Consider the following 23,500-nt stretch of genomic DNA (forward strand, 5'->3'; position numbering starts at 1 on the left):
AAATCAAGAAGGGGGGAAATAAATAAGGGTGTCGCTATCCTTCCCCAATCCGCTTTGCTGAGATTGGGGACTGTCGCAACGAACGTTCAAAGATAGCTTAATTTATCAATTATAAACGGACAAAAGAGGTTGAATAAGATTCAACCCCATTATAATTATTGAGAAAGAGTACGACGTTTAAACGCCATTTCGTAGGCTTCAATAATATCCCCTTCTTGCCAATTACCAAACTTATTGATACTGATACCGCATTCAAAACCCGACGCTACTTCCTTAACGTCATCCTTCACACGGCGCAGAGAATCTAAATTACCGTTATAAACCTCCTCACCTTTGCGTAACACTCGGATGAAACGATTACGGACAACTTTGCCTGATAAGACATAGCAACCAGCTACAGCGCCCTTACCCACAGGGAAGACAGCCCTAACTTCAGCTCTACCGAGACTTTCTTCCACCTCTTCGGGATCGAGTAAACCTTCCATCGCCCCTTGAATTTCATCAAGGAGTTTGTAGATGACATTATACTCACGGATGTCAACGCCTTCTTGCTCTGCCGCCTGACGAGCATTAGGGGCAAGGGTAGTATTAAAACCAATAACTACCGCACCACTAGCCGCCGCTAAATCCACATCAGTTTCCGTGACTTCTCCTGCACTAGCTAATAAAACTCGGATTTGTACTTCTCTTTGGGGCAACTGCTTGAGAGAACCTAAAATAGCTTCTACAGAACCTTGTACATCCCCTTTGAGGATAATATTTAGCTCTTTTAACTCCCCTTGTTGAGCCTGAGCGCTTAAAGTGCTGAGACTGACTCGGCGAGAAGATAAAGCCTGTTGTAAGCGTGTGGTGCGCTGATCTTCTGCCCGACTTTCGGCTAGGAGTCTAGCTTCTTTTTCATTGGCGTAAACGTCAAATTCATCCCCAGCTTGAGGCACTTCATTTAAACCGAGAACTTCCACCGCAAATGAAGGAGTAGCAGCATCCACTTTAGCCCCTCGATCATCGATCATGGCACGAATTTTACCAGCTACTGAACCAGCCACAATGACATCTCCCACCCTTAATGTACCATTTTGTACTAAGAGGGTAGCCACTGGACCTCTGGCACGGTCGAGGTGCGCTTCAATTACCGTACCTTTAGCCATACGGTCGGGGTTAGCTAGTAACTCTTCCATTTCGGACACTAAGACGATCATCTCCAATAAAGTATCGAGATTTTCACCATTTAAAGCACTAACAGGCACCATTACAGTATCACCGCCCCAATCTTCGGGCACTAATTCTAATTCGCTCAATTCCTGCTTAACCCGGTCTGGATTAGCTCCAGCTTTGTCAATTTTATTGATAGCAACCACGATGGGAACTTTGGCAGCCTTAGCATGACTAATGGCTTCTCTGGTTTGAGGGCGCACTCCATCGTCAGCCGCCACCACCAGAATGGCAATATCGGTTACTTTAGCGCCCCTCGCCCTCATGGCGGTAAAGGCTTCGTGACCCGGAGTATCTAAAAATACTATTTGTTGAGTTTTGCCTTCATGCTCCACATCCACATGATACGCCCCAATGTGCTGGGTGATTCCCCCGGCTTCCCCTAATACTACTTTGGTATTACGGATGGAATCTAAGAGAGTGGTTTTACCATGGTCAACGTGGCCCATAATAGTCACCACAGGAGGACGATGGCTGAGATAATCAAAGTCTTTTTCTTCCAACATTTCCGTTTTAGAGGCGTTGGCTTTATCCACTTGAGTAATAACTTCGATTTCTAATTCTTCAGCGACCATTTTGGCAATATCAAGATCAAGAGTTTCGGTAATATTAACCGCAATTCCTTTGAAGAAAAGCATTCTGATGATTTCTGTATCACTAACACATACTAAATCAGCTAATTCTCGGAGGGTTAAACTCTGTTTGAGAATAATTTGTTCTGGTTTTTCTTTTTCTTGTTTAATTTTTTTCTGTTCGGCAACTTTAGCGTTACTCTCTCCTCGATCAATTTTTGGTTTTTGACGACGAGGGGATTTAGTTTTTTCAGGTGCTTTGACGGTGGTATTAGCTGGTTTATCTGGTCTTGCCAAGGCTAAATTTAGCATGGCATCTCCTTCTCCATCATCATCGAGAAGATCGATTAAGTCGTCATCATCTTCGAGGATGTAAGATTTACGTTTCTTACCAGCTTTTTTATTTTCTTTATCGGTATCTTCTTCCTCATCCCAAGTGCTTTCTACTCCCGTTTTTTTAACTTTTTGTTTAGCACGTTTGGGTTTTTCTAATAATGTGACTTCTCCATCAAAATCATCGTCATTATCAGTGGACTTGTTCTCTAAGTCATCATCAATATCTGCCTCGTCCACCACTTCTGGAGGGCGCTGGGGAGGTCTTTGTAATTTTGGTCTCGGTGGTGCTTTGATGGTAGAAGTTTTTGCTTCTTCCTTCAGCGCCACTGGTTTCGCCACTTTTCTCGGTTCTTCTTCTCTATCTTCTATGGTGGGCTTACTACCATAGAAGATAGAGGGTTTCGATTTAACTCTTGGTTTCGGTTTACGGTCACTATCAATGGAATCCATTAATTTAGCTACCGAGCGAGGCTTTTGAGGTGCTTCGCTTTCTATTTCTTTACGGCTAGTTTTGGGGGGCGCTGGAGGTGCTTTCAACTCCACAGGAGGTGTTAATTCTTGAGGTGGTGTTTGTTCTAGTTTGGTCTCAATACCGTTACTTTGTGGACGTGGTGGTGGACTTTTGAGGTTTTCCACAGGAGAAATTTCCGCCACTGATGGTGACGGTTCAATTTTTGGTTCTTTGCCATTGCTGAGGGGAGCATTCGGGCGAGGGGGAGCTTTTAATGCTGGAGTTGGGGTAGTTTCAGCGCCCGTCACCGAATTATCCTGCTCTCGATTTTTTTTATGAATGGCGACAATTTCCAACTTAGGCTTATTGGGCTTATCGGATTTCAATGTAGGGGGTTGGGGTTTTTTGGGGGAACTGGAGTTACTTTTTCCTTTGGTTTTGGACGATGTCATTTGATAGTTTTTGGCTACTTCTCTAATACGGTTTTCCTCTTCTTGAGAGATATTGCTACTATGGGTTTTACTACTAATTGCTAGTTGAGTGCAAATCTCTAATACTTGGCTGTTGGTTAGTCCGATTTCTTTTGATAATACGTTTATTCTTTTACTCATCCACAAATTGCCTGTAATCTGATTTATTATAATTTATTTTTGGTCACTTTACTAATTTATTTTAACGATAACCAATAATTTATGGAGAATGAGAAAAGTAAAAAGTAATAAGTAAGAAGTAACAAGTTTAGAGTTTACACATTTTAAAGAAAAATTGAGAATTTTGAGATTCTTCATGATCCTTCGTTAAACTCATAATGACAGAATATTGTTATTAGCGCCTAATTCCTAAAGTTTTAATACTTACCTTTGCCCTTTGCCCTTTGCCCTTTGCCCCTTTAAATATGTCTCGACTAAAATCTTTACAATACTATCTTCTTGCCCGCCTTGCCTTAGCGCCCGTCATGGTTTGGACTATTGTCACCGTAGTATTTTTACTACTCAGAGCCACACCCGGAGACCCCGTAGATGCCATTTTGGGGGGGAGGGCGCCAGAGGAGGCAAAAAAAGCATTAAGAGAGCAAATGGGCTTAACAGCGCCCCTCTGGGTACAGTATATCAACTATTTAGGACAACTTATCCGGCTTGATCTCGGTACATCTATCACCAGTCGAGGCTTAAAAGTGGGTGATATTATCGTGCAATATTTTCCAGCTACCGTAGAATTGGCGACGGGCGCTATGGTGGTGGCTATCACGGTGGGAGTAATTATCGGTTTGGTGTCTGCTAGTAAACCGAATACTATTTTTGACGGCGGAGGGCGCTTGTTTGGCATCATTACCTATGCTTTACCTCTGTTTTGGGTAGGAATGCTAATGCAATTAATTTTTGCAGTGCAATTACGGCTTTTTCCTCTCGGCGCCCGTTTCCCCATCGGTGTTACCCCTCCTTCTCACATAACGGGCTTATATCTAATAGATAGTTTATTGACTCTCAATTTACCGCAATTTTTGACCAGTTTACATCACTTAACATTACCTTGTTTAACTTTGGGAATTTTGCTCAGTGGTATTTTTGAGCGACTGGTGAGAGTGAATTTACGCATTACCCTTCAAGCTGATTATGTGGAATCTGCTAGGGCAAGGGGTATTCCTGAAACTCGTATTCTATTAGTCCATGCTCTAAAAAATGCTTTAATACCAGTAATTACAGTGATGGGTTTGACTTTTGCTTCTTTGTTGGGGGGCGCTGTGTTAACGGAAGTTACCTTTTCTTGGCCCGGTTTAGGTAATCGTTTATACGAAGCTATTTCTCAGCGCGATTATCCCACTGTACAAGGAATTATGGTATTTATGGGCATAATGGTGGTGGGCGCTAGTGTCATTATCGATGTTATTAATGCTTATGTTGATCCTCGTATTCGTTATTGATGACAGGGAAGGGGAAAAGGCAGAAGGGCATTGTTAATTATTCATTGTCCGTAGTATGATTAGCGAAGATAAAAAAAATATTTAAGTAAAATTAGTAATCTAATTTTTCCCAAGAAATTAACCAAGTAAAAATGAGTAAAACGATATTATTAGTGGACGACTTGAAATCAGAATTAGACCTATTAAATCAATATTTAACAGATGCTGGTTTTATGGTGATTACGGCACAACATGGGCGAGAGGCGCTGGAAAAACTCAACACCAGTAAACCTGATCTTATTGTCACTGATTGGATGATGCCAGAAATGGGCGGACTTGATTTATGTCGTCAATTACGAAAAAACCCTGACACGGCAACTATTCCCGTAGTAGCTTGTACTGCAAAAGATCGAGATGTGGATAAAATGTGGGCAACCAAGCAGGGAGTTAAGGCTTATGTTGTTAAACCCTGCACTTCAGAAGAATTAGTTAACGCCGTTAATAATGCCATGGAATGATTATGTCTGAAAGTCTATCAACCAGCGCCCGTCTCCGTCAATTATTACCAGAACTTTTTAAAGAAAGCGCCCTCACGGGAGAAAGATATTTACGTTATCAAATAACGCCTGACATCAGCGCTTTAATGGCCATGACTCATGTCAGGGAATCGCAACTTATCAACCGAGATCAGATCACCCCTTTACCGCAAATGTTACCTTATGTGATGGGGTTATGTAGTTCACGGGAAAAAGTGTTTCTCACTATCGACTTACCGCAACTGTTATACTTACCCAGCGCCCTTGTTTATGCTCGGCGCTATCATGTGATAGTTATTAACGTGGCTGACTTTTTGCCGACAAAAAACACCTCAGAGTTATGGCTAGGTTTAGCGGTGGATAAAATACAGGGCATTACTCGCATTAGTGAGCAAAATTTAACTATTGATGATAGTTCATTGACTCAAATAGAGCCAAAAATTGTTACCTATGTCGAAAAACTGCAACAAGATAAAGAACAAATTTTACCTATTTTAAATTTACAAAAAATTATTTCCCTTACTAACTGATGTTACGCAACAATAGAATTAATTGTTGGTGTCAGGTATCGGGTGTCGCGGTGTTAGGTTAAAGAATTGACAAGAAACTTATGTTTATTGATCTTTTTCTTGTACAAGAGTCTATTGAGGGTTTTAAACCTGAAACCTCCCCTAACATAAAATTTAATTTATCAAAATAATATCTATATTTAAGACTATGACTAATCCACAATCTGAAGCCATTATTTCCTCAGATATAAACCAAAATTTATTACCTAAATCAACATTTATGGATCAAGGAAACCCCAGAAAAAATGAACAAGAAATCACTAAAAAAGGTGGTACATTAAGGCAGAGACTATTAACCACAATTTTACCAAGTACCTTAATTCCCCTATTAGTAGCTAGTAGTATCACCATTAATATTACTAGTTATCGTGCGGAAAGAGATGAGTTAGCCAACCTAGAACAAATTGGTACTACTGCTCAAAATGTGGCGACTAATTTCCTTGAGGATGCCTTGAATTTAAAAAGAAAATTAGAGAGCAACTCACTGATAATAGAAACAGCAAAAAATAGTGAAGTAATTGTAAGAACAGAAAATTTATTAAGTTTAGATATTGATAGCTTAGAACAAAGGTTTCAAAATGATAAATTACTGAACGCAAACCCTGATTTAAACACATATTTAGCGGGTATTGTACAAACGGGAGGCATAGCAGAAGTTATCATTACCGATACTAACGGTTTTAACCTTGGTTACAGTTCTCCTACCTCTGATTTTGTTCAAAGTGATGAAGAGTGGTGGCAAATAGCCCAAGCAGAAGGAGAAAAAATTCTTAATTCAGTATTTGATGAATCAACAGACACTGTGGTAATTGAAACTGTAGCGCCCCTCATTAACCCCGTTAATCAGGAACTTTTAGGCATTTCTAAAATTAGTATTCCCAGTCAATCCTTAGAAAATGCGATTATTGACCTTTTACTAAGTAACTTGATCGATACAAGGGTATTACAAATTATTGATGTAGAAACCAGTCAAATTCTAACCTCCCTAACCTCACCAGATAGTAACATCGGTAATGAACTGGTAGGGGGAGAAGTTGTTACTCAACTAGGAAAGTTATTTCAACAAAATTTAAGCACGGAAAACCCTCAAGAATTATTAGAGCAATTATTAGCCATTCCTGATGTAAATAATCTTTCCTTACAAAATTCTCGAACTCAGGAAAGTAGTTTAGTTTTAACTTTTAAAAGTCAAGAGCGATTTTTCAAACTTCTTCCTATTCCTAACACTAATTTTGTGGTGGTGATGTCGGTAGAAGGTCAAGAAATTGCTAATGCTGGTAATGAGTTAGCCTTAATTTTTGGTTCTTTAGCTCTCTTTTTAGTCTTATTAACGGTAGGTAGTGTGGTTTTATTGGCTCAAAACTTCTCCCAACCTATTGTTAATTTAACGGATAAAGCAAAACAAGTAGCTGAAGGAGATTTAGATGTCAAAGCAGACTTAGAAGGCACTGAAGAAAGTCGCACTCTTGCTTACAATTTCAATACTCTTGTAGCACAGGTAAAAGAACTGATTAAAGAGCAAGAAAATATTGCTAACCAACAAAAAGATGAAAAAGAAAAGTTGGAAATGGGTATTTATCAACTACTGGAAGACTTACAAGACGCTATGGACGGAGATTTGACCGTGAGGGCAAGTTTGAGTTCAATGGAAATGAGTACCGTTGCTGACTTATGTAATGCTATTCTTGATAGTTTGCAGGATATTGCTTTACAAGTAAAAGAAGGCACTGCAAAAGTAAACAGCGCCCTTGCCATAGATGAAAAATCTATTCAGGAGTTAACAAAACAAGCCATTGAAGAAACGCAAAAGACGCGTGCTACTTTAGGGGAAGTGGAGCAAATGTCAAAAATTGTTGCCGAGATTGCTGAAAATGCGAACCAAGCCTCCACTTTAGCTGATGATGCCTATGCCGTTACCCAAAATGGTTCTCAGGGCATGGACGAAACCGTTAGTAGTATCATTAACTTACGCAGTATCGTGGGAGAAACTGCCAAGAAAATGAAACGTTTAGGGGAGTCTTCCCAAAAAATCTCTCAGGTGGTATCCCTCATCGAAGAAATCGCGCTGAAAACAAACCTTCTCGCTATTAACGCCAGTGTAGAAGCTAGTCGGGCGGGGGAGCAGGGGCAAGGTTTTACGGTGGTTGCTGAACAGGTAGGGGCGCTAGCGGAGCAGTCTGCCTCAGCCACCAAAGAAATTGCTAAAATTGTGGCGGAAATTCAAAGAGAAACCCAAGAGGTATCCATGGAAATGGAATCTTCTACCACTGAAGTTGTTAATACTACTCGTTTGGTGGAGGGCGCTAAAAATCAATTAGAATTGGTTTTGGCTCGTTCTCGTAATATTAATGAATTAATGCGTAATATTTCTCTGTCAACGGTATCTCAGGCGCAAACTTCCCAGACAGTGGAAGATTTGATGGAAGAAATCGCTCAACAATCGGAAGAAAGATTAAAGTCATCGGAAAAAATTGTGGAATCCATGCAAAATACAGCGCACATCGCCCAACAGTTAGAATCGGCGGTGGATCAATTTAAAATTAGTTAGTTATTAATCATCAAGGAGAAAGGGAAGCAGAGGTAGAAGGGGAGAAAGGGAGAAGGGGAAGCAGAGGTAGAAGGGGAAGCAGAGGTAGAAGGGGAGACGGGGAGAAATGGAGAAAAATAATTAATTATCCATTGTCCATTATCCATTGTCCATTATTTATCCATGAATATTATTAACAAATTTTTTGCGGTTGCTCGTCTTTACTGGTTAGGAGAAGAGAAGAAGGGCGCTTTTTCTCTCTTGGCTTTGTTAGGGGTTTTATTAATTGCTTACACACAATTAAGCGTTTTATTGAATAGAAATCAAGGGGAATTAATTTCTACTTTAGCGGCCAAGGATGAAGATTTGTTTAGGGGCGCTGTGATTTCTTTTTTATTAGTTTTGGTGGTTTATGTACCATTATTTGCTGGTTTTTCTTTTGTACAAAGTAAACTTGGTTTATTTTGGCGGCGCTGGTTAACTAATCATTTTTTAACTAAATATTTTGCTAATCGTTCTTTTTATCAATTAGCTATTAAGGAAAAAGAAATTGATAATCCAGACCAACGTATTTCGGAAGATATTAGAAGTTTTACGCAAGAATCTTTAACATTTTTCTTAGTAATTATTCAATCAATTTTACAGGTAATTGCCTTTAGTACTGTTTTATGGTCAATTTCTCAACAGTTAGTTATTTTTCTAATTGTTTACGCTCTTTTGGGTACTTTAATTACTACCGGTGTATTCGGGAAAAAATTAATTAATCTTAATTTTACGCAACTACAAACTGAAGCTAATTTTCGTTTTGGTTTAGTGAGAGTAAGAGAAAATAGTGAGTCTATCGCATTTTATCAAGGGGAAAATCAAGAAAAAAATCATCTTAGCAAATTATTTAATGATCTTTATCAAAATTTTAATTCTTTGATTGTTTGGCAAGAACTATATCTTGGTTTATTTGTCAATACTTTTGAATTTTTACCCTATGTAATTCCAGCGATTGTTGTAGCGCCCTCCGTCCTATCAGGAGAATTAGAAGTCGGGAAAGTAAGTGAGGCGACGGGCGCTTTTGCTAGGGTGTTTTTCTCGTTAAATATTATTGTCAGTAGGTTTCAATCTCTAACCAGTTTTGCAGCCGGAATCAACCGTTTATGGAGTTTTTATAATTTCTTAGATGATTCTCAACAGCCATCTTTTCAGCAACGAAAAATTGATACAATTATTGAACCTAAATTAACAGTACAACAATTAACTTTAGAAACCCCTAATTATCAAAATACCCTATTTAATAATCTTTCTTTTGAGTTACCGTCAGGAGAAGGATTATTAGTAATGGGTAGTAGCGGTTGCGGTAAAAGCTCATTATTACGCACTATAGCAGGTTTATGGGATTCGGGGACGGGCGCTATATTTCGCCCTCAACTATCAGAAATGTTATTTTTACCCCAGCGCCCGTACATGATTATTGGTACTCTAAGAGAGCAATTAATTTATCCGAGCTTAGAAAAAACTGTTAGTGAGGAGAAATTACAAGCAGTATTAACTTTAGTAAACTTAGGTGATTTAGCGCAAAGATTTGGCGGTTTTGAAGTAGAAAAAGACTGGGCAGAAATGCTATCTTTAGGAGAACAACAAAGGATTGCTTTTGCTCGTATTTTCATTAATGAGCCAGAATACGTCATTTTAGATGAAGCCACCAGCGCCCTCGACACCACCAATGAAGCTAATTTATATCAACATTTACAGGAAAAAAACATCACTTATATTAGTGTAGGACATCGAGAAAGTTTACGGCAATACCATCAATTAATGCTTAAATTTAATGATGATCAATCATGGCAAATTAATCCTTTAATTAAGTAGTAGGGGAGGTGTCAGGTTTCGGGTGTTAGGTGTTAGGCATTAGATGAAAGAATTGACAAAAAATATATTTTAATTGATTTTTTCAGTTCATTTTTTTGCTCGAATTATATCATCGTCTGAAAATTACACCTGCAACCTGAAACCTGCAACCTAAAACCTATTAACCTTTGCCCTTTGTCAAGGCTAGTTTAACAAAAATTAACTTATGGTGAATTACTAAAACTGTTAAACATTTGCCCTTGGTGATAATATAAAATATTAATTACCAAAAATGATTTAGTAAGGATAATTTATCAATGGAAGCAACTATTTTACTCGCCAAATTACCAGAGGCTTATGAAATCTTTAAGCCTTTAGTGGACGTTTTACCCGTTATTCCTCTTTTCTTCTTGTTGTTGGCTTTTGTATGGCAAGCAGCAGTTGGTTTCAGATAAACATAACAATTTATAAGAGGGAGCTTAATTATTATAGCTCCCTTATTTTGTATCTTTGTGTAAAAAAAAAATTTTATTTTCACCCATAAAGATGAATTGGTGAACAAAAAACTGTAAACTAAGAAACGGTCAACCGTTAAACTAAATATCTTAACTCGAAATTATCGAGAAAGTATAACCAGAACGGATTAAATAATAAAATTGATATTGAAGATGAATCAAGAAATATTTGAAAAGGTAAAAGAAATCGTTATCGAACAACTAGATGTTGAAGCGGAAAATGTCACTCCCGAAGCTAATTTTGCTAATGATTTAGATGCTGATTCCTTAGACGTGGTGGAATTAGTTATGGCTTTAGAAGAGGCTTTTGAAATTGAAATTTCTGATGAAGAAGCCGAAAAAATCTTAACAGTAGGTGCTGCGGTTGAACACATTGAATCTAAAACCAAAGCTACCGCTTAATTGTCCGACGGTATTTTAATGATACTGGCAAGGGGTTTTGACCCCTTGTTTTTCACGATCGTAATGGTGTGGTTGTCAGAACCTTTTTTAAAAATGATTATTTTGACTTTCGATCCCTTCTAGCCCCTCTTATAAAAGGGGGGAATTGCATAAAAAGTCCTTTTTAATAAGGGAGATTTAAGGGTATCTGAAACTTTTAAAATAGGTTTTTACCACAATAATTTTATTTTTATAAAAAATATTTCATCTGCGAATTAAAGTAGATAATTTCATTATTGTTATTAAGTATTATGAATCAACAACTAAAAAGAGTTGTCGTTACGGGGTTAGGGGCAATTACTCCCATAGGAAATAATTTAGAACAATATTGGCAGAGTTTAAAAGAGGGTAAAAATGGCATCGGCTTGATTACTCTCTTTGATACTACTGATCAAGTGTGTAAAATTGCAGGGGAAGTGAAAAATTTTGATCCCCTCCAATATATGGATAAAAAGGAAGCCAAGCGCATGGCTCGGTTTTCGCAGTTTGCTGTTGCCACCAGTAAACAGGCTTTGGCGGATGCTAATTTGGTTATTGATGATAGTAATGCCCACGATATAGGTATTATTATCGGTACAGGGGTTGGTGGCTTGAAGGTGATGGAGGATCAGCAGGAAATCTTATTGAGTAAAGGTCCGGGGCGCGTGACTCCCTTCCTTGTACCGACTATGATTGCTAATATGGCGGCTGGTTTGACGGCTATTCACACGGGGGCAAAAGGTCCTAATTCCTGTCCTGTGACGGCTTGTGCAGCTGGTTCTAATGCCATTGGGGATGCTTTTCGCTTAGTTAGTTCAGGCTATGCTAAGGCGATGATTTGTGGTGGCACGGAGGCGGCGGTAACGCCTTTGGCTATGGCTGGTTTTGCTTCAGCCAAGGCTCTTTCTACCCGTAATGATAGCCCTGAAACGGCTTCTCGTCCTTTTGATCGAGATCGTGATGGTTTTGTCATGGGTGAAGGATGCGGTATTTTAATTTTAGAGGAGTTGAATCATGCTGTGGCGAGGGGCGCGAGGATTTACGCTGAAATGGTGGGTTATGGTATGACTTGCGATGCTTACCACATGACAGCGCCCGTCCCCGAAGGCTTAGGCGCAACGAGAGCCATTGAATTGGCGTTAAAAGATGCTGGTTTGACTCCAGACCAAATTGATTATATTAATGCCCATGGCACTAGCACCCCAGCTAATGACAAAACGGAAACCAAGGCAATTAAAAATGCGCTAGGGGATAATGCTCGTAATATTGCCATTAGTTCCACTAAGTCCATGACGGGGCATTTATTAGGTGCTTCTGGTGGTATTGAAGCGGTGGCAACGGTGATGGCTATTGCCAATGATCATGTACCTCCTACCATTAATTTAACTACTCCAGATGATGATTGTGATCTCGACTATGTAGCTGAGGGGAGTCGGGCGCTGGATGTTAACGTGGCTTTGTCCAATTCTTTTGGTTTTGGTGGTCACAATGTTACCCTTGCTTTTCGCAAGTATAAGTAAATAGGAGTAGGGTGGGCGCTGCATCGCCCTACGTTATTGAGAAAGAAAAAAGTCAACAATTAATGGCTACCCCTGAAAAATAACACGAAAACCAATTAAGTTGCTGACTGTATCCCGTTTGTAACAGTCACGACGGGCAGATCTGCATCGGCTGGGAAGGCTATACCACGAGCCACCACGCACTACAAAAATGTTAGAAGATTGTTCAACCCAAGCACTACCATAATTAGGGGCATTTCTATAGTTATTATGCCAAGTATCAGCGCACCATTCCCACACGTTGCCGTGCATATCATATAAGCCAAAGCCATTGGGGGGGAAACTTCCCACAGGGGTTGTTTCCTGACGATATTTGCCTTTTGTTCCATTACCATAAGTATCAGTAGCATTATAATTGGCTAAATCATCTCTCAGAGTTTCCCCAAAATAAAAGGGTGTGGTTGCACCTGCACGACAAGCGTATTCCCACTGTGCTTCGCTGGGTAATTGATATATTTTTCCTGTATTTTCTGATAATTGCTGACAAAATAGCTGTGCCATATCCCAAGATACAGAGTCCACAGGATGATTATCGCCCTTAAAGTGAGAAGGATTTTGCCCTCCCATCATAGCTTTATACTGAGCTTGAGTAATCGGATATTTTGCCATGTAAAAGGCTTTTACATTTACTCGATGCGGTGGAAATTGAGACTCATAAGCGCCCTCCTCCCTCGAATTAGCGCCCATCATAAAACTACCAGCAGGGATATAAACCATTTCTAACTTAACCCCATTACCCAAATCTTCTACAAAATCTTTTCCTTGATTGAAGGAAATTACGGGGGATGGTTTAGCAGATAAAGCATTGAAAACCTGTGAGGCTGTCCATCTTTCCGCTCTGTCTTTTTGCAAACAACCTTCCACAATGAGCTTAAATTCAGTGGGTAAAGGCGGAATTTTGATATTTCCTTTGATTACTTGACCCGTTAACTTCTGATAATTATTATTAAAATCGTAGGGTAATTGACCAGTGAGCATTTGTATTAACATAACACCCAATGACCACATATCCCAAGCTGGGGAAATTTCACCATCGAAGGCTTCGGGAGGCATATAAATGATAGTACCACCTATGTTGATCGTTTCGGTATAACTGCTATTATTCAACTCACGAATTAGCCCAAAATCGGACAATTTCCATTGTTGATTGATGGAGAGAATATTGGCTGGTTTTAAGTCACGATGCACTCGATTATTTTCATGGAGAAAAGCTAAACCACTGGCTACTTGTGTGGTGATATTTTTTACGGTATCTGTTGTTAATTTACCTGTGGTGATTTTTTGGTCTAAACTGCTACTTGCTAATTCCATGGCTAAATAGAGCATTTCCGTATCGAAAAATTCACATTCACCCACATTATAGGAACGAATTAAGTAAGGATGTTCTAATGCTCTGGCTGTTAATAATTCTTTTAATTGCTCATCACTACTTTCGGGAATAATTTTGAGAGCAATTTCTTTTATGGGGGTATTGCGCACCATTTCACTAGCTTGGAATACTCCGCCAAAGCCACCAACACCAATAAATTTATTGAGACGATAAGAGCCTATTTTTTGCCCTACTATTCCCCGTAACATCTTTTCTAAAATAGGATTCATCTCGTTTGCTCTGACTATGGCAATTTGATTTGATTAGAAATATTTAAGTGCTTATTACACCTAAAAATTTAACCCATCTAAATCTCTCCTTGAGAATGGAAGACTTTGATATGGTGCTGATGGTAGCGTTATTTTCTATATCGTACCCTAGTTTTAAGGTGCTACCAAAAAAAGGTAACATTTGATCGTGAAACGGCGCTGAAATTCTACCCTATGGGGGGCGCTAAGAATTTATAGATTAAAGTCAAGGTAGCTAAGAGTAATCCACTGACAACCGTAATAAAAATACCTCGATTAGTAAACTCAAGGTTATCTAATCTTTTCCCTAGCCCATTAACATCGCTTTTGATGGTAGCTAAATCTACTTTAATATCGTTTAATTTTTCGTTGTTTTGTTCATTTTGGGCAATCATACGATCGTTTAATTGTATAATCATATCCTTTAACTCCCTTAAATCATTGTCTGTAACTGTACTCATGATAGAATTACCTTAACTATTATTTGGTTAATTAGGGAGTAGCTCTAATTACTCCCTACCTCTCATATTAACCTCTCAAGGGTTGATATAATCTTTTTGATTGTTTACCCAGCGCCCACCACCACAAAACAAAAAAAAGCCCCTCATGGTGAGGGACGAATTTTGTGATCAAAACCATGAATTAAACGTTAGCGGTTTCTTTAGCTTCTGTATTAGCTACAGTGCCAGTAATTTTTTCGTAGGTTTCGCGCATTTTTAAACCAACTAAAACTTGGAATAAACCAGTACCATTGTTAGAACCGGGATAATCTTTATGTTTTAATAGTAACTCGGTCATTTCACCATAGTATTTAGCGCCCGTACGACTTAAATGACTTTCTACATAGATCATCTCTTCAAGATCATCAAATTGTCCGTCAATCTCAAGAATAGAAACCTCATTACCCATGTAGTTATCAGGTCCATAATACATTTTTAGACCGGGATAAGAACAGGTTAACTTACGTCCACAAGGGCGCCAATCGATGGTCGAACCTTCATCAAATAAGTAGGTAGGTTCAAAAAGTTCGATACCTTCTTTTTCGATTAAACGTACTCGTAAAATTTTACCTTCTTTCTCTTCAATTAATTGAGTCGGTAATACTTGAATGACAACGTCAGCATATTGTTTTTGAGGTTCAATATAAGCGGTGAAATCAGGTTTTCTCGCCATGATAGAAGCTACTACATCATCATAACTATGACCTCTTTCCGCCATGTCTCGCTGAATTTTCCAGTTGATTTTAACTTCTTCGCTGATGTCGAGGTAAACACTGAAGTCAACTAATTCTCTCACTCTAGCATCATAAAGTGGGTGTAAACCTTCGATAACGATTACTTTATTAGGTTCAATTCTTTCGGGAGGATCGAGTTCTCCTGTTTCGTGGTTATAAATAGGTTTATCAATAGCTTGACCATTTTTAAGGGCTTTAATTTGTTCTGCCATGAGATCAAAGTTATTAGCTCTAGGGTCTAGGGCGGTGACACCAGCAGCTTTTCTGCCTTTACGGTCTAAACTGTGGTAGTCATCGAGACAGATTACGGTCATAAATTCTTTACCGAATAAGTCTTCTAAACGGCGTAAGAAGGTTGATTTACCGCAACCAGAGTCACCAGCAACTCCAATAATTACTATTTTATCTTGGTTCATTATTTTCCTCTATAAGTGAAAGTAAATATACTTTTATCAGTAATGTTGTTATTGTTTGCTATCTTACCAGTGAACTGCACACTATTCTAGTTTTATGTTATTTTCTTCTTTGACTTGTTGCCAATAAATCTGTGTATAATGATGGAAGATCAAGGGAAATTCACAAAACGTAAAAAAGCGCATTAAGATATTCTCTGATATTGTTTATGTTGAGGAGAAATAACATGGGGTTCTTTGATCGCTTTTCTGAGTCTCAAGATATGGGCATTGACTTAGGAACAGCCAATACCTTAATCTATGTGCCGGGAAAGGATATTGTCTTAAATGAACCTTCGGTGATTGCCATTGATGTGGAAAGACAACAAACCATCGCCGTAGGGGAAGAAGCCAGAAAAATGTTAGGGCGCACTCCTGTTAATGTGAAAACCATTAGACCTCTGAAGGATGGGGTAATTACAGATATTAAAATCACTGAAATGATGTTACGGGAGTTTATTCGTAAGGTGCGGGGTAATAACTCTCTTAGTCGTTCCAGAATTATTATTGGTGTACCTAGTGGCATTACCACAGTAGAAAGAAGGGCAGTGGAAGAAGCCATGGAAAGTTCGGGCGCCATTGAAAATATTGAATTTATCGATGAACCAGTGGCGGCGGCGTTGGGCGCTGGTTTACCCGTAGAGGAAGCGGTAGGTAGTATGATTGTGGATATTGGAGGGGGTACTACGGAAGTAGCGGTTTTGAGTTACCAAGGCATTGTTTATAGTGATTCGGTGCGAGTAGCTGGGGATGAAATTAGTGAGTCCATTTCTCGTCATCTCAAGCGAGTATATAATTTAATTATTGGTGAGCGCACGGCGGAGCAGATTAAAATTCAATTAGGTTCTGCTTATCCTACGGAAAATGAGCCACAGGATATGGAAATCAGGGGTTTATATATGGTGTCGGGATTGCCGAAAACTGTTATTATTACGGCGGAAGAAATTAGAGCCTGTATTGTTGATCCTGTAGGGGTAATCGTGGAAGCGATTAAGAAAACTTTGGAGCAAACTCCTCCTGAGTTGGCAGGGGATATTATTGATCGGGGTATCATGTTGGCAGGGGGAGGGGCGCTGTTACGAGGGATTGATAGTTTAATTACTAATGAAACGGGTATTGTTACTCATATTGCCCCAAATCCTCTTCAATGTGTGGTTTACGGTACGGGAAAGGTGTTGGAAGATTATAACCGTTTGGGTAGAGTTAGTCGCAGAAGATAATTATGTTAGTTAAAAGTATTCGCCGTTGGTGGCATAGAAACGGTAGTCAGTTGATTTGGGGGGCGGTGACGGGCGCCCTTGCCCTTTTAATTTATTATACGCAAGGGGCGGTAATTAATGAAATTCTTTATCAGGTTTCTCGCCCTTTTAATTATAATCTAACCATAGAGAAAGAAAGATTATATCAAGATCGCACGATTCAACAGTTACTCAATGAAATTGAACAACTAAAAACCACTAATCAAGAGTTACAAAATCTGGTTAATTATCAAGGTAACAGTAACCAAAATTTTGTCACGGCGCGCGTCATCGGGCGCAATCCTGATGGGTGGTGGCAAATTATCACCCTCGATAAAGGGGAAAATGTGGGGGTAAAAGTTGATAATGTGGTGATTAGTGTGGGGGGTTTGGTGGGAAAAATCATTCAAGTTACCCCTAATACCAGTCGGGTTTTACTCATCAGCGATTATAACAGTCGGGTGGGCGCTAATACCAGTCGCACGGGCTATCAAGGGTTTATTAAAGGTCAATCCACTCAAGTTGGTATTATGGAATTTTATGCTAAGGTGACGGATGTGGATATGGGGGATTTGGTGACGACTTCTAATATCAGCAGTATTTTTCCTCCCGATATTCCCATCGGCAAAGTCAGCGCCCTCCACCTCAACAAAAGTCCAGCGCCTGAAGTAGAGATAGAATTTACCTCCCCTTTAGCTTTCCTTGATTGGGTTATGGTAGCAATAGATAATGAATAATTAATAATTAATAATTAATAATTAATAATGAATAATTAGGGTCTGCTGAATAAATCAAAACCCTTGTTAAATAAAGGTTTAAAGTCTATTCTACATAATAAAAAGTGTCATAAATTGACTTTTTTCTCCAAAAATACTGTATTTCCTTCTTCCCAATCAATAATTGTTGATACCAATGAGCAATTTATGAAAAATAACTATTTGGCTTAACTCTTTAATTTATAAGCATTTCACCGCGACACCTGACACCTGAAACCTGACACCTCCCCTCACCACTCCACTTTTTCATCAACCCTTATGATAAAGATGATGATCTTTGATATAACTTTTAATGGCAGGAGTCAAAACCTGTTCATTTTTAGCCTCTCGATAATCGGTAGAAGAGATGGAAGGCATGATAAAATCGGCTATTTCATAATCATATTGATTGAGTTGATTAATAATTTCTGGAGTGGGTTGATAACCTTCACGGGGAATAATCAATATTTTCACTTGTGTCCATAATTTTTCGGCTTCATACCAACTGAAAATTTGCGGTATTAAATCACTTCCTATCACTACGGTAATAACAATATTTTCTCCCCATTTTTGTTGTACTTTCTCCACGGAATGGATGGTGCGGAGGGCGCTGATTTCTGGTGCTAATTGCACCGATAATAATTTTGACTCACTAATCAATAAACCTAACATTTGATTGCGATGGTATAGGTCACAAGAATGAGTTTTAAAGGGGTTATCAGAGGCATACACAGCCACTAAATTAAATTTTTGATTCAAAAAGTCTAAAATAAGGCGGTGGGCGCTGGTAGGGGGATCGGCACTTGTGCCAAAAATTGCAATTTCCATCACTGGCATTATCTTAAATAACGGTATTGACTAAACTTGACCAACATTGAAAGCGATTTTAACTCTCTAATCAAAGATAATTTATTATCAATGGTAAATTATCAATTGTCCATAGATGGAACTAAAATTATTTAATAAAGGTCAAATAAGCTGAATTAATTTAAGTAGATAATATTTCTACTTCCAAAGTATAATTTTCGTGGAAGAATAATAACTAAGCTAGTTAACAGCAAATAAATATTCTCGTTCAAGTGTATTCAAATCATCAAACAATCAATTATGAGCAAATCTTCTTACGCTTTAAAATTAATGACCTTAGCGGTAACTACCGTTGCTAGTTTATTACCCATTCAAGCAACTAAAGCTGATGCAACCTTTAGTGAAGTTAATATGGTACAAACCGATGTTATTGCAGTAAGCCAAACCCTGCCACCATTATTCGGTATCCCCCGATTCAATCTCTTAGTTATTGAGCAAATTCCGGGTAGAAATACCTGTTGGCAGGAAGTCGGAGAAAATCCCACTAATGTTAACCTATTGTTGAGTAATTTTGATTTTACTGGACATTGTCGCCGCGCCACCGATGCTAACGGTTATTCCATCCGTTACAATGGACAAGATTATGGACAAAGTTATATTCTTAATTTAGTAGAAAGTAATGGAGTTTTAAATTTAATTGGATTTAATCCTAACACTAACACTCGTATTAATATAGGTACTACCACTGGGATGAATGGTCAACCCATGAAAATTAATCTTAATCCAGGCTGGCAGTTAACAAAAAGAGCTTATCAGGGCAAAGTTTTAGGTCATTTTTATTTTAGCTATCAAGAACCTGCTACCACTCAAAATAACACTTTACCTGAAAATAATACCTTACCTGATGGAAATGTGAGAGATATTGTTGCACCATCTAATTAGGGCTTAATTAAAAAGTGGTATGGTGAAGGTAATGGATAATTGAGAATAGATAATTGACAATTATGAGGTTTTTCATTTCACAGTAGTCTCGATTGTTTTCTCTTTTTAACGCTATTTTTACATGAATAGTCTTGTTTTTTTATAAAAATAAACATCTCTACCAATCGGGCTTTTAGCCCGATATACAGTAAAAAAAAAGCTATTTTTTCCAGAAGTTTAATATTAAAAACCAAGATAAAATTAACCCAATCACCAATAATTTAAGTAGCCAATCTCCCCATAATACATATAAAGTTTTATCTTGACGGCGATAAATTTTCCCTTGATAAACTTGAAATTCGTTAATGGATGATTGCCAAATTGTGTTACCGTGAGGGTCAACAATACCAGAATAACCTGTATTAGTTGCCCTTGCCATCCAGCGCCCTCCCTCAATTGCCCTCATGACATCTTGGGCATGATGCTGGGAGGGCATTACTATGCTATAGTGAGCGTTATTAGAAGCTGTAATGATAAATTCTCCTCCTTGTGCATTTTGACGGCGAAAATGTTCGGCATAGGCTGATTCATAGCATATCCCTACGGTAATTTTGCCTAAGTTGGTTAAAAATGCTTGTTGTTTTTCTCCTGCTAATAAATGGGCATCTAAAGGGGAAAGACGATCAATTATTTTACCTAAAACTGCTTGAAATGGGATATATTCTCCCAACGGTACAAGGTTTACTTTATTATATCTACCAATTAACTTGGCCTCCCTATCAATACTAAATAGGCTATTGGTAAAGCCATTATTTTTTTTACCAAATCCCCCTAAAATAATTGGGATTTTTTTATCTAATATTTTTTGGTAAATTTGAGTGTTATTAACTATATCTTCATAGTATAAAGGTAGAGCAGTTTCGGGGGTAATGATTAAATCAGGATTACCATAACTTAAAATTTCATAGCCATTTTTATAGTTATCCAGCGCCCTCCTCACTCCCGATTCATACAGTTTGATAGTATTGGGTATATTACCTTGAATAATACCAACTTTTACTAAATTTTCTGGTAAATCGTTAAGGGGTTGCCGATACATTAAATAACCGATGGAGTGCGCTGAAATAAAAATAATTACACTTAATGATATTATCTTTTTAGTCAAGTTTTTATTTACTTTTTTCTCTTTTTCAAAGAAAATTTGCTCTCCCCTAATCTTGCTAAAAGAAGGAGAAATAATAGGAAAACTTAATAAAAGACTTTCAGCAAATAAACCATTAACTAAAATTAATAAGGCGGTAATTGTGGTAATACCTGAAATTTTTAAAAACTGTAAAATTGCTAAATTATAAGGGCTTTGAGTATAAGAAATTGACGACCACCATAAGGGAGAATAACTCCAAATTTTTTCCGTTAAACACCAAATGGTTATACCCCCTAATATTTTTAAACAAATTTTAGAACCGTAATTTTTAAGTTCAGACAAATTAACTAATTTTAGATAAAAATGAAATATGATTCCCCAAAAAATAACTAAACTAGCGCCCCACGCCGTAATAAAAAACCAAGCAAAAATAGCAATTAGTAAACTGTTGAACCAACTAACCCCCATCCATGTCATGGGATGAATCCCAGTAATCCAAAATAAAGCTAAACCATGGTAACCAATGCCCCACATTGCACAAGTTAAAATAACTTTTTTAAGTGATTTTTGTTGAACTAAAATCCAGGGGGGAATTATGGCAATCCAAGCTAATAAATAAATGGTGAAGGGCGCTACAGTGAATCCCATTAAAACACCACTAGCTAAAGAAATAATTGCTAAAATTATTAGAGAATAATCTTTTTTCATTAGTGCTAGTTTAGTTAATTACTTTTGGGAAATATTTTGTTAAAAAATCTTGAGGATTAAGAATAGAAATATGATTAAAATTCACCAAAACTAATAAATCTAAATCGCCAGTAATAATAACTTGAGCAGGTGCGCTCACTCCCGCCGATAAAATGATAGTATCTTTAGAGTCTCTTAATTCTTCAACTTCTAAAAAATTACTAGAACAATAGGAGCAAATATCTTCAACAAAATTGAGCAAATACTCTATAGAATGACCATTTTTTCTATTCTTTTTTGAAATTTTTGTCTTCTCAATGTTGTTTTTAATTCCAACATTATTTCTTCAGAAATAAAGATAACTATTTTATTTTGATATGCTAATCGTAAAATTTTAGCAGGTGTTCCTCCCCATAATAGAGCAGAAATCCACACATTGACATCTAAAATAACATTCATTAAATTATTAAGTCCATAACTTTTGTCTTACTTCTTTTACGACTGTGCTAATTTCTTCTAAAGATGGTTTATCCGCATCAGGTTCAATATTTTCCAACTCTTTTAAAAAATGATCAAGATGAGCTTTTTCTTTAATAATTTTTTCTAAAATTAAAGATTTTTCTGTGACAACAATAGTATATTTATCTCCCGGTTTTAGCTGTTTTTTAAATTCTATTGGTAAACTTATTTGACCTTCAGAAGTAACAATTGCAGTACCTTTCATCGGATTTATTTGTTCTAATATTTAATTTAACATTATATAACACTCATATTAGCACTATTAAACTAAAATATTATTAACACTATAAGATGTTGATTCCGTTACTGCTAATGATATGATTAAAGGTTATATCTTTACAAATATTAATAATGGCAAGTATTAACGATAACTACCTCAAATTAAAAGCAGGTTACTTATTTCCCGAAATTGGCAGACGAGTCAGCGCCTTTGCCCAAGAGAATCCCGATGCTAAAATTATTAAACTAGGAATTGGTGACGTTACCGAACCTTTACCCGAAGCCTGTCGCCAAGCTATGATTAAGGCAGTGGAAGATATGGGTAATCGTGACGCATTTAAAGGTTATGGACCAGAGCAAGGTTATAGTTGGTTAAGAGAGAAAATAGCTACTCATGATTTTCAGGCTCGTGGCTGTGATGTATCCCCCGATGAAATCTTCATTTCCGATGGTTCTAAGTGCGATTGTGGTAATATTCTGGATATTTTTGGCAAAAACAACAAAATTGCTGTTACTGACCCTGTATATCCCGTTTATGTGGACACTAATGTGATGGCTGGGCATACGGGAGAAGTGAATGAAAAGGGAGAATATGAAGGTTTAGTTTATCTTCCTATCAGCGCCCACAACCATTTTACCGCCGAAATCCCTACGGAAAAGGTGGACTTGATTTATCTCTGTTTTCCTAATAATCCCACGGGCGCTACCGCCACTAAGGAATATTTGCAACAATGGGTTAATTATGCTAACGACAATGGCGCAATTATCCTTTTTGATGCCGCCTATGAAGCGTTTATAACCGATCCCAGTTTACCCCATTCTATTTTTGAAATTGAGGGCGCGCGCCATTGTGCCATCGAATTTCGCTCTTTTTCTAAAAATGCTGGTTTTACAGGCACCCGTTGCGCTTTTACCGTTGTACCAAAAAGTTTAACAGGAAAAACCAGTGATGGCACAGAGGTAGAAATTTGGAAATTATGGAATCGCCGACAATCTACGAAATTTAACGGGGTTTCTTATATTGTGCAGAGGGGCGCTGAAGCGGTATATTCTGATGAAGGTAAAGCTCAAATTAGGGAATTAGTCAAGTTTTATCTCGAAAATGCCCGTATTATTCGGGATGAATTAAGCAAAGCTGGATTAACGGTTTATGGTGGTGAAAATGCCCCCTATGTGTGGGTAAAAACTCCCGATAATCTTACCAGTTGGGACTTTTTTGATAAATTACTTCATAATGTTAACATTGTCGGCACTCCCGGTTCTGGTTTTGGGGGCGCTGGAGAAGGTTATTTTCGTCTTAGTGCCTTTAACAGCAGAGAAAATGTTATAGAAGCCATGAACCGCATTACTACAGCGTTTAATTTTGCCTCATAATTTAACTAATTTAATTAAAGTCCGCTCAATAAAATTGAACTTTTTGACACTCCCACCACTAAACCCTACGGGTTATAGTGGGGGATTCTTGGTTCAC

At 37.9% G+C, this 23,500-nt stretch carries 22 protein-coding genes; 12 read left to right on the top strand and 10 right to left on the bottom strand.

Features of this window, described 5'->3' with window-relative positions; all coding sequences use genetic code 11:
- Positions 1-155: 155 nt before the first annotated feature.
- On the bottom strand, positions 156-3,182 hold the full coding sequence (infB, locus tag IGQ45_04025) for a translation initiation factor IF-2 (protein ID MBF2056394.1): 3,027 nt from the start codon (positions 3,180-3,182) through the stop codon (positions 156-158).
- 284 nt (positions 3,183-3,466) lie between these two features.
- Between infB and IGQ45_04030 the strand changes: the two genes are divergently transcribed.
- The 4 genes from IGQ45_04030 (at position 3,467) to IGQ45_04045 (ending at position 8,124) form a co-directional block, all read left to right on the top strand.
- On the top strand, positions 3,467-4,492 hold the full coding sequence (locus IGQ45_04030) for an ABC transporter permease (protein ID MBF2056395.1): 1,026 nt from the start codon (positions 3,467-3,469) through the stop codon (positions 4,490-4,492).
- Between the two features lie 131 nt (positions 4,493-4,623).
- Positions 4,624-4,989 carry a response regulator gene (locus IGQ45_04035; GenBank protein MBF2056396.1) on the top strand — a complete coding sequence of 122 codons (366 nt, stop codon included), beginning with the start codon at positions 4,624-4,626 and terminating at the stop codon, positions 4,987-4,989.
- Between the two features lie 2 nt (positions 4,990-4,991).
- Positions 4,992-5,537 carry a chemotaxis protein CheW gene (locus IGQ45_04040; GenBank protein MBF2056397.1) on the top strand — a complete coding sequence of 182 codons (546 nt, stop codon included), beginning with the start codon at positions 4,992-4,994 and terminating at the stop codon, positions 5,535-5,537.
- 187 nt (positions 5,538-5,724) lie between these two features.
- Positions 5,725-8,124 (top strand): methyl-accepting chemotaxis protein, encoded by a 2,400-nt coding sequence (locus IGQ45_04045; GenBank protein MBF2056398.1) that lies wholly within the window; start codon positions 5,725-5,727, stop codon positions 8,122-8,124.
- Here IGQ45_04045 and IGQ45_04050 read toward each other — a convergent pair.
- Positions 8,121-8,270 carry a hypothetical protein gene (locus IGQ45_04050; GenBank protein ID MBF2056399.1) on the bottom strand — a complete coding sequence of 50 codons (150 nt, stop codon included), beginning with the start codon at positions 8,268-8,270 and terminating at the stop codon, positions 8,121-8,123. The genes IGQ45_04045 and IGQ45_04050 overlap by 4 nt on opposite strands.
- 16 nt (positions 8,271-8,286) lie before the next feature.
- Between IGQ45_04050 and IGQ45_04055 the strand changes: the two genes are divergently transcribed.
- The 4 genes from IGQ45_04055 (at position 8,287) to fabF (ending at position 12,397) form a co-directional block, all read left to right on the top strand.
- The gene (locus tag IGQ45_04055; protein MBF2056400.1) at positions 8,287-9,963 is read left to right on the top strand and encodes an ABC transporter ATP-binding protein/permease; all 1,677 of its coding nucleotides are present in this window, start codon (positions 8,287-8,289) and stop codon (positions 9,961-9,963) included.
- 296 nt (positions 9,964-10,259) lie between these two features.
- Entirely contained in the window at positions 10,260-10,397 is a 138-nt protein-coding gene (locus tag IGQ45_04060) for a photosystem II reaction center protein K (GenBank protein MBF2056401.1), read from the top strand.
- Between the two features lie 213 nt (positions 10,398-10,610).
- A complete protein-coding gene (gene acpP, locus IGQ45_04065; GenBank protein ID MBF2056402.1) occupies positions 10,611-10,859 on the top strand; it encodes an acyl carrier protein in 249 nt (82 codons plus the stop codon).
- 287 nt (positions 10,860-11,146) lie between these two features.
- Positions 11,147-12,397, top strand: coding sequence for a beta-ketoacyl-ACP synthase II (gene fabF, locus IGQ45_04070; protein ID MBF2056403.1), 1,251 nt, complete (start codon positions 11,147-11,149; stop codon positions 12,395-12,397).
- A 66-nt stretch (positions 12,398-12,463) separates the two neighbouring features.
- On the opposite strand, the gene IGQ45_04075 is transcribed toward fabF, so the two are convergent.
- The 3 genes from IGQ45_04075 to IGQ45_04085 all read right to left on the bottom strand — a co-directional run bounded on the left by IGQ45_04075 (position 12,464) and on the right by IGQ45_04085 (position 15,703).
- The gene (locus IGQ45_04075) at positions 12,464-14,026 is read right to left on the bottom strand and encodes an SUMF1/EgtB/PvdO family nonheme iron enzyme (protein ID MBF2056404.1); all 1,563 of its coding nucleotides are present in this window, start codon (positions 14,024-14,026) and stop codon (positions 12,464-12,466) included.
- Positions 14,027-14,241: 215 nt separating this feature from the next.
- Entirely contained in the window at positions 14,242-14,514 is a 273-nt protein-coding gene (locus IGQ45_04080) for a hypothetical protein (GenBank protein ID MBF2056405.1), read from the bottom strand.
- A 181-nt stretch (positions 14,515-14,695) separates the two neighbouring features.
- A complete protein-coding gene (locus IGQ45_04085; GenBank protein MBF2056406.1) occupies positions 14,696-15,703 on the bottom strand; it encodes a phosphoribulokinase in 1,008 nt (335 codons plus the stop codon).
- A gap of 206 nt (positions 15,704-15,909) precedes the next feature.
- Between IGQ45_04085 and IGQ45_04090 the strand changes: the two genes are divergently transcribed.
- Positions 15,910-16,959 carry a rod shape-determining protein gene (locus tag IGQ45_04090; GenBank protein ID MBF2056407.1) on the top strand — a complete coding sequence of 350 codons (1,050 nt, stop codon included), beginning with the start codon at positions 15,910-15,912 and terminating at the stop codon, positions 16,957-16,959.
- 2 nt (positions 16,960-16,961) lie between these two features.
- Complete coding sequence (gene mreC / locus IGQ45_04095) at positions 16,962-17,714, top strand: rod shape-determining protein MreC (GenBank protein MBF2056408.1); 753 nt, start codon at positions 16,962-16,964, stop codon at positions 17,712-17,714.
- Positions 17,715-18,002: 288 nt separating this feature from the next.
- Here the strand turns inward: mreC and IGQ45_04100 are convergent, their stop codons facing one another.
- Positions 18,003-18,560: a nicotinate-nucleotide adenylyltransferase gene (locus IGQ45_04100; GenBank protein ID MBF2056409.1), complete on the bottom strand. Its 558-nt coding sequence runs from the start codon at positions 18,558-18,560 to the stop codon at positions 18,003-18,005.
- A 279-nt stretch (positions 18,561-18,839) separates the two neighbouring features.
- Between IGQ45_04100 and IGQ45_04105 the strand changes: the two genes are divergently transcribed.
- On the top strand, positions 18,840-19,481 hold the full coding sequence (locus IGQ45_04105) for a DUF3747 domain-containing protein (protein ID MBF2056410.1): 642 nt from the start codon (positions 18,840-18,842) through the stop codon (positions 19,479-19,481).
- A 199-nt stretch (positions 19,482-19,680) separates the two neighbouring features.
- Here IGQ45_04105 and lnt read toward each other — a convergent pair whose 3' ends face one another.
- The 4 genes from lnt to IGQ45_04125 form a co-directional block, all read right to left on the bottom strand.
- Positions 19,681-21,252 (bottom strand): apolipoprotein N-acyltransferase, encoded by a 1,572-nt coding sequence (gene lnt, locus IGQ45_04110; GenBank protein MBF2056411.1) that lies wholly within the window; start codon positions 21,250-21,252, stop codon positions 19,681-19,683.
- Between the two features lie 70 nt (positions 21,253-21,322).
- The gene (locus IGQ45_04115; protein ID MBF2056412.1) at positions 21,323-21,622 is read right to left on the bottom strand and encodes a putative toxin-antitoxin system toxin component, PIN family; all 300 of its coding nucleotides are present in this window, start codon (positions 21,620-21,622) and stop codon (positions 21,323-21,325) included.
- Positions 21,559-21,750, bottom strand: a complete 192-nt coding sequence (locus tag IGQ45_04120) for a putative toxin-antitoxin system toxin component, PIN family (protein MBF2056413.1) — start codon at positions 21,748-21,750, stop codon at positions 21,559-21,561. Before IGQ45_04120 ends, IGQ45_04115 begins: the two co-directional genes overlap by 64 nt.
- 7 nt (positions 21,751-21,757) lie before the next feature.
- Positions 21,758-22,015 (bottom strand): AbrB/MazE/SpoVT family DNA-binding domain-containing protein, encoded by a 258-nt coding sequence (locus IGQ45_04125; protein ID MBF2056414.1) that lies wholly within the window; start codon positions 22,013-22,015, stop codon positions 21,758-21,760.
- Positions 22,016-22,161: 146 nt separating this feature from the next.
- Here IGQ45_04125 and IGQ45_04130 point away from each other — a divergent pair, with 146 nt between their 5' ends.
- Positions 22,162-23,403, top strand: coding sequence for an LL-diaminopimelate aminotransferase (locus IGQ45_04130; GenBank protein ID MBF2056415.1), 1,242 nt, complete (start codon positions 22,162-22,164; stop codon positions 23,401-23,403).
- Positions 23,404-23,500: the final 97 nt, after the last annotated feature.

This window comes from Cyanobacterium sp. T60_A2020_053, from assembly GCA_015272165.1.
GTDB lineage: Bacteria > Cyanobacteriota > Cyanobacteriia > Cyanobacteriales > Cyanobacteriaceae > Cyanobacterium.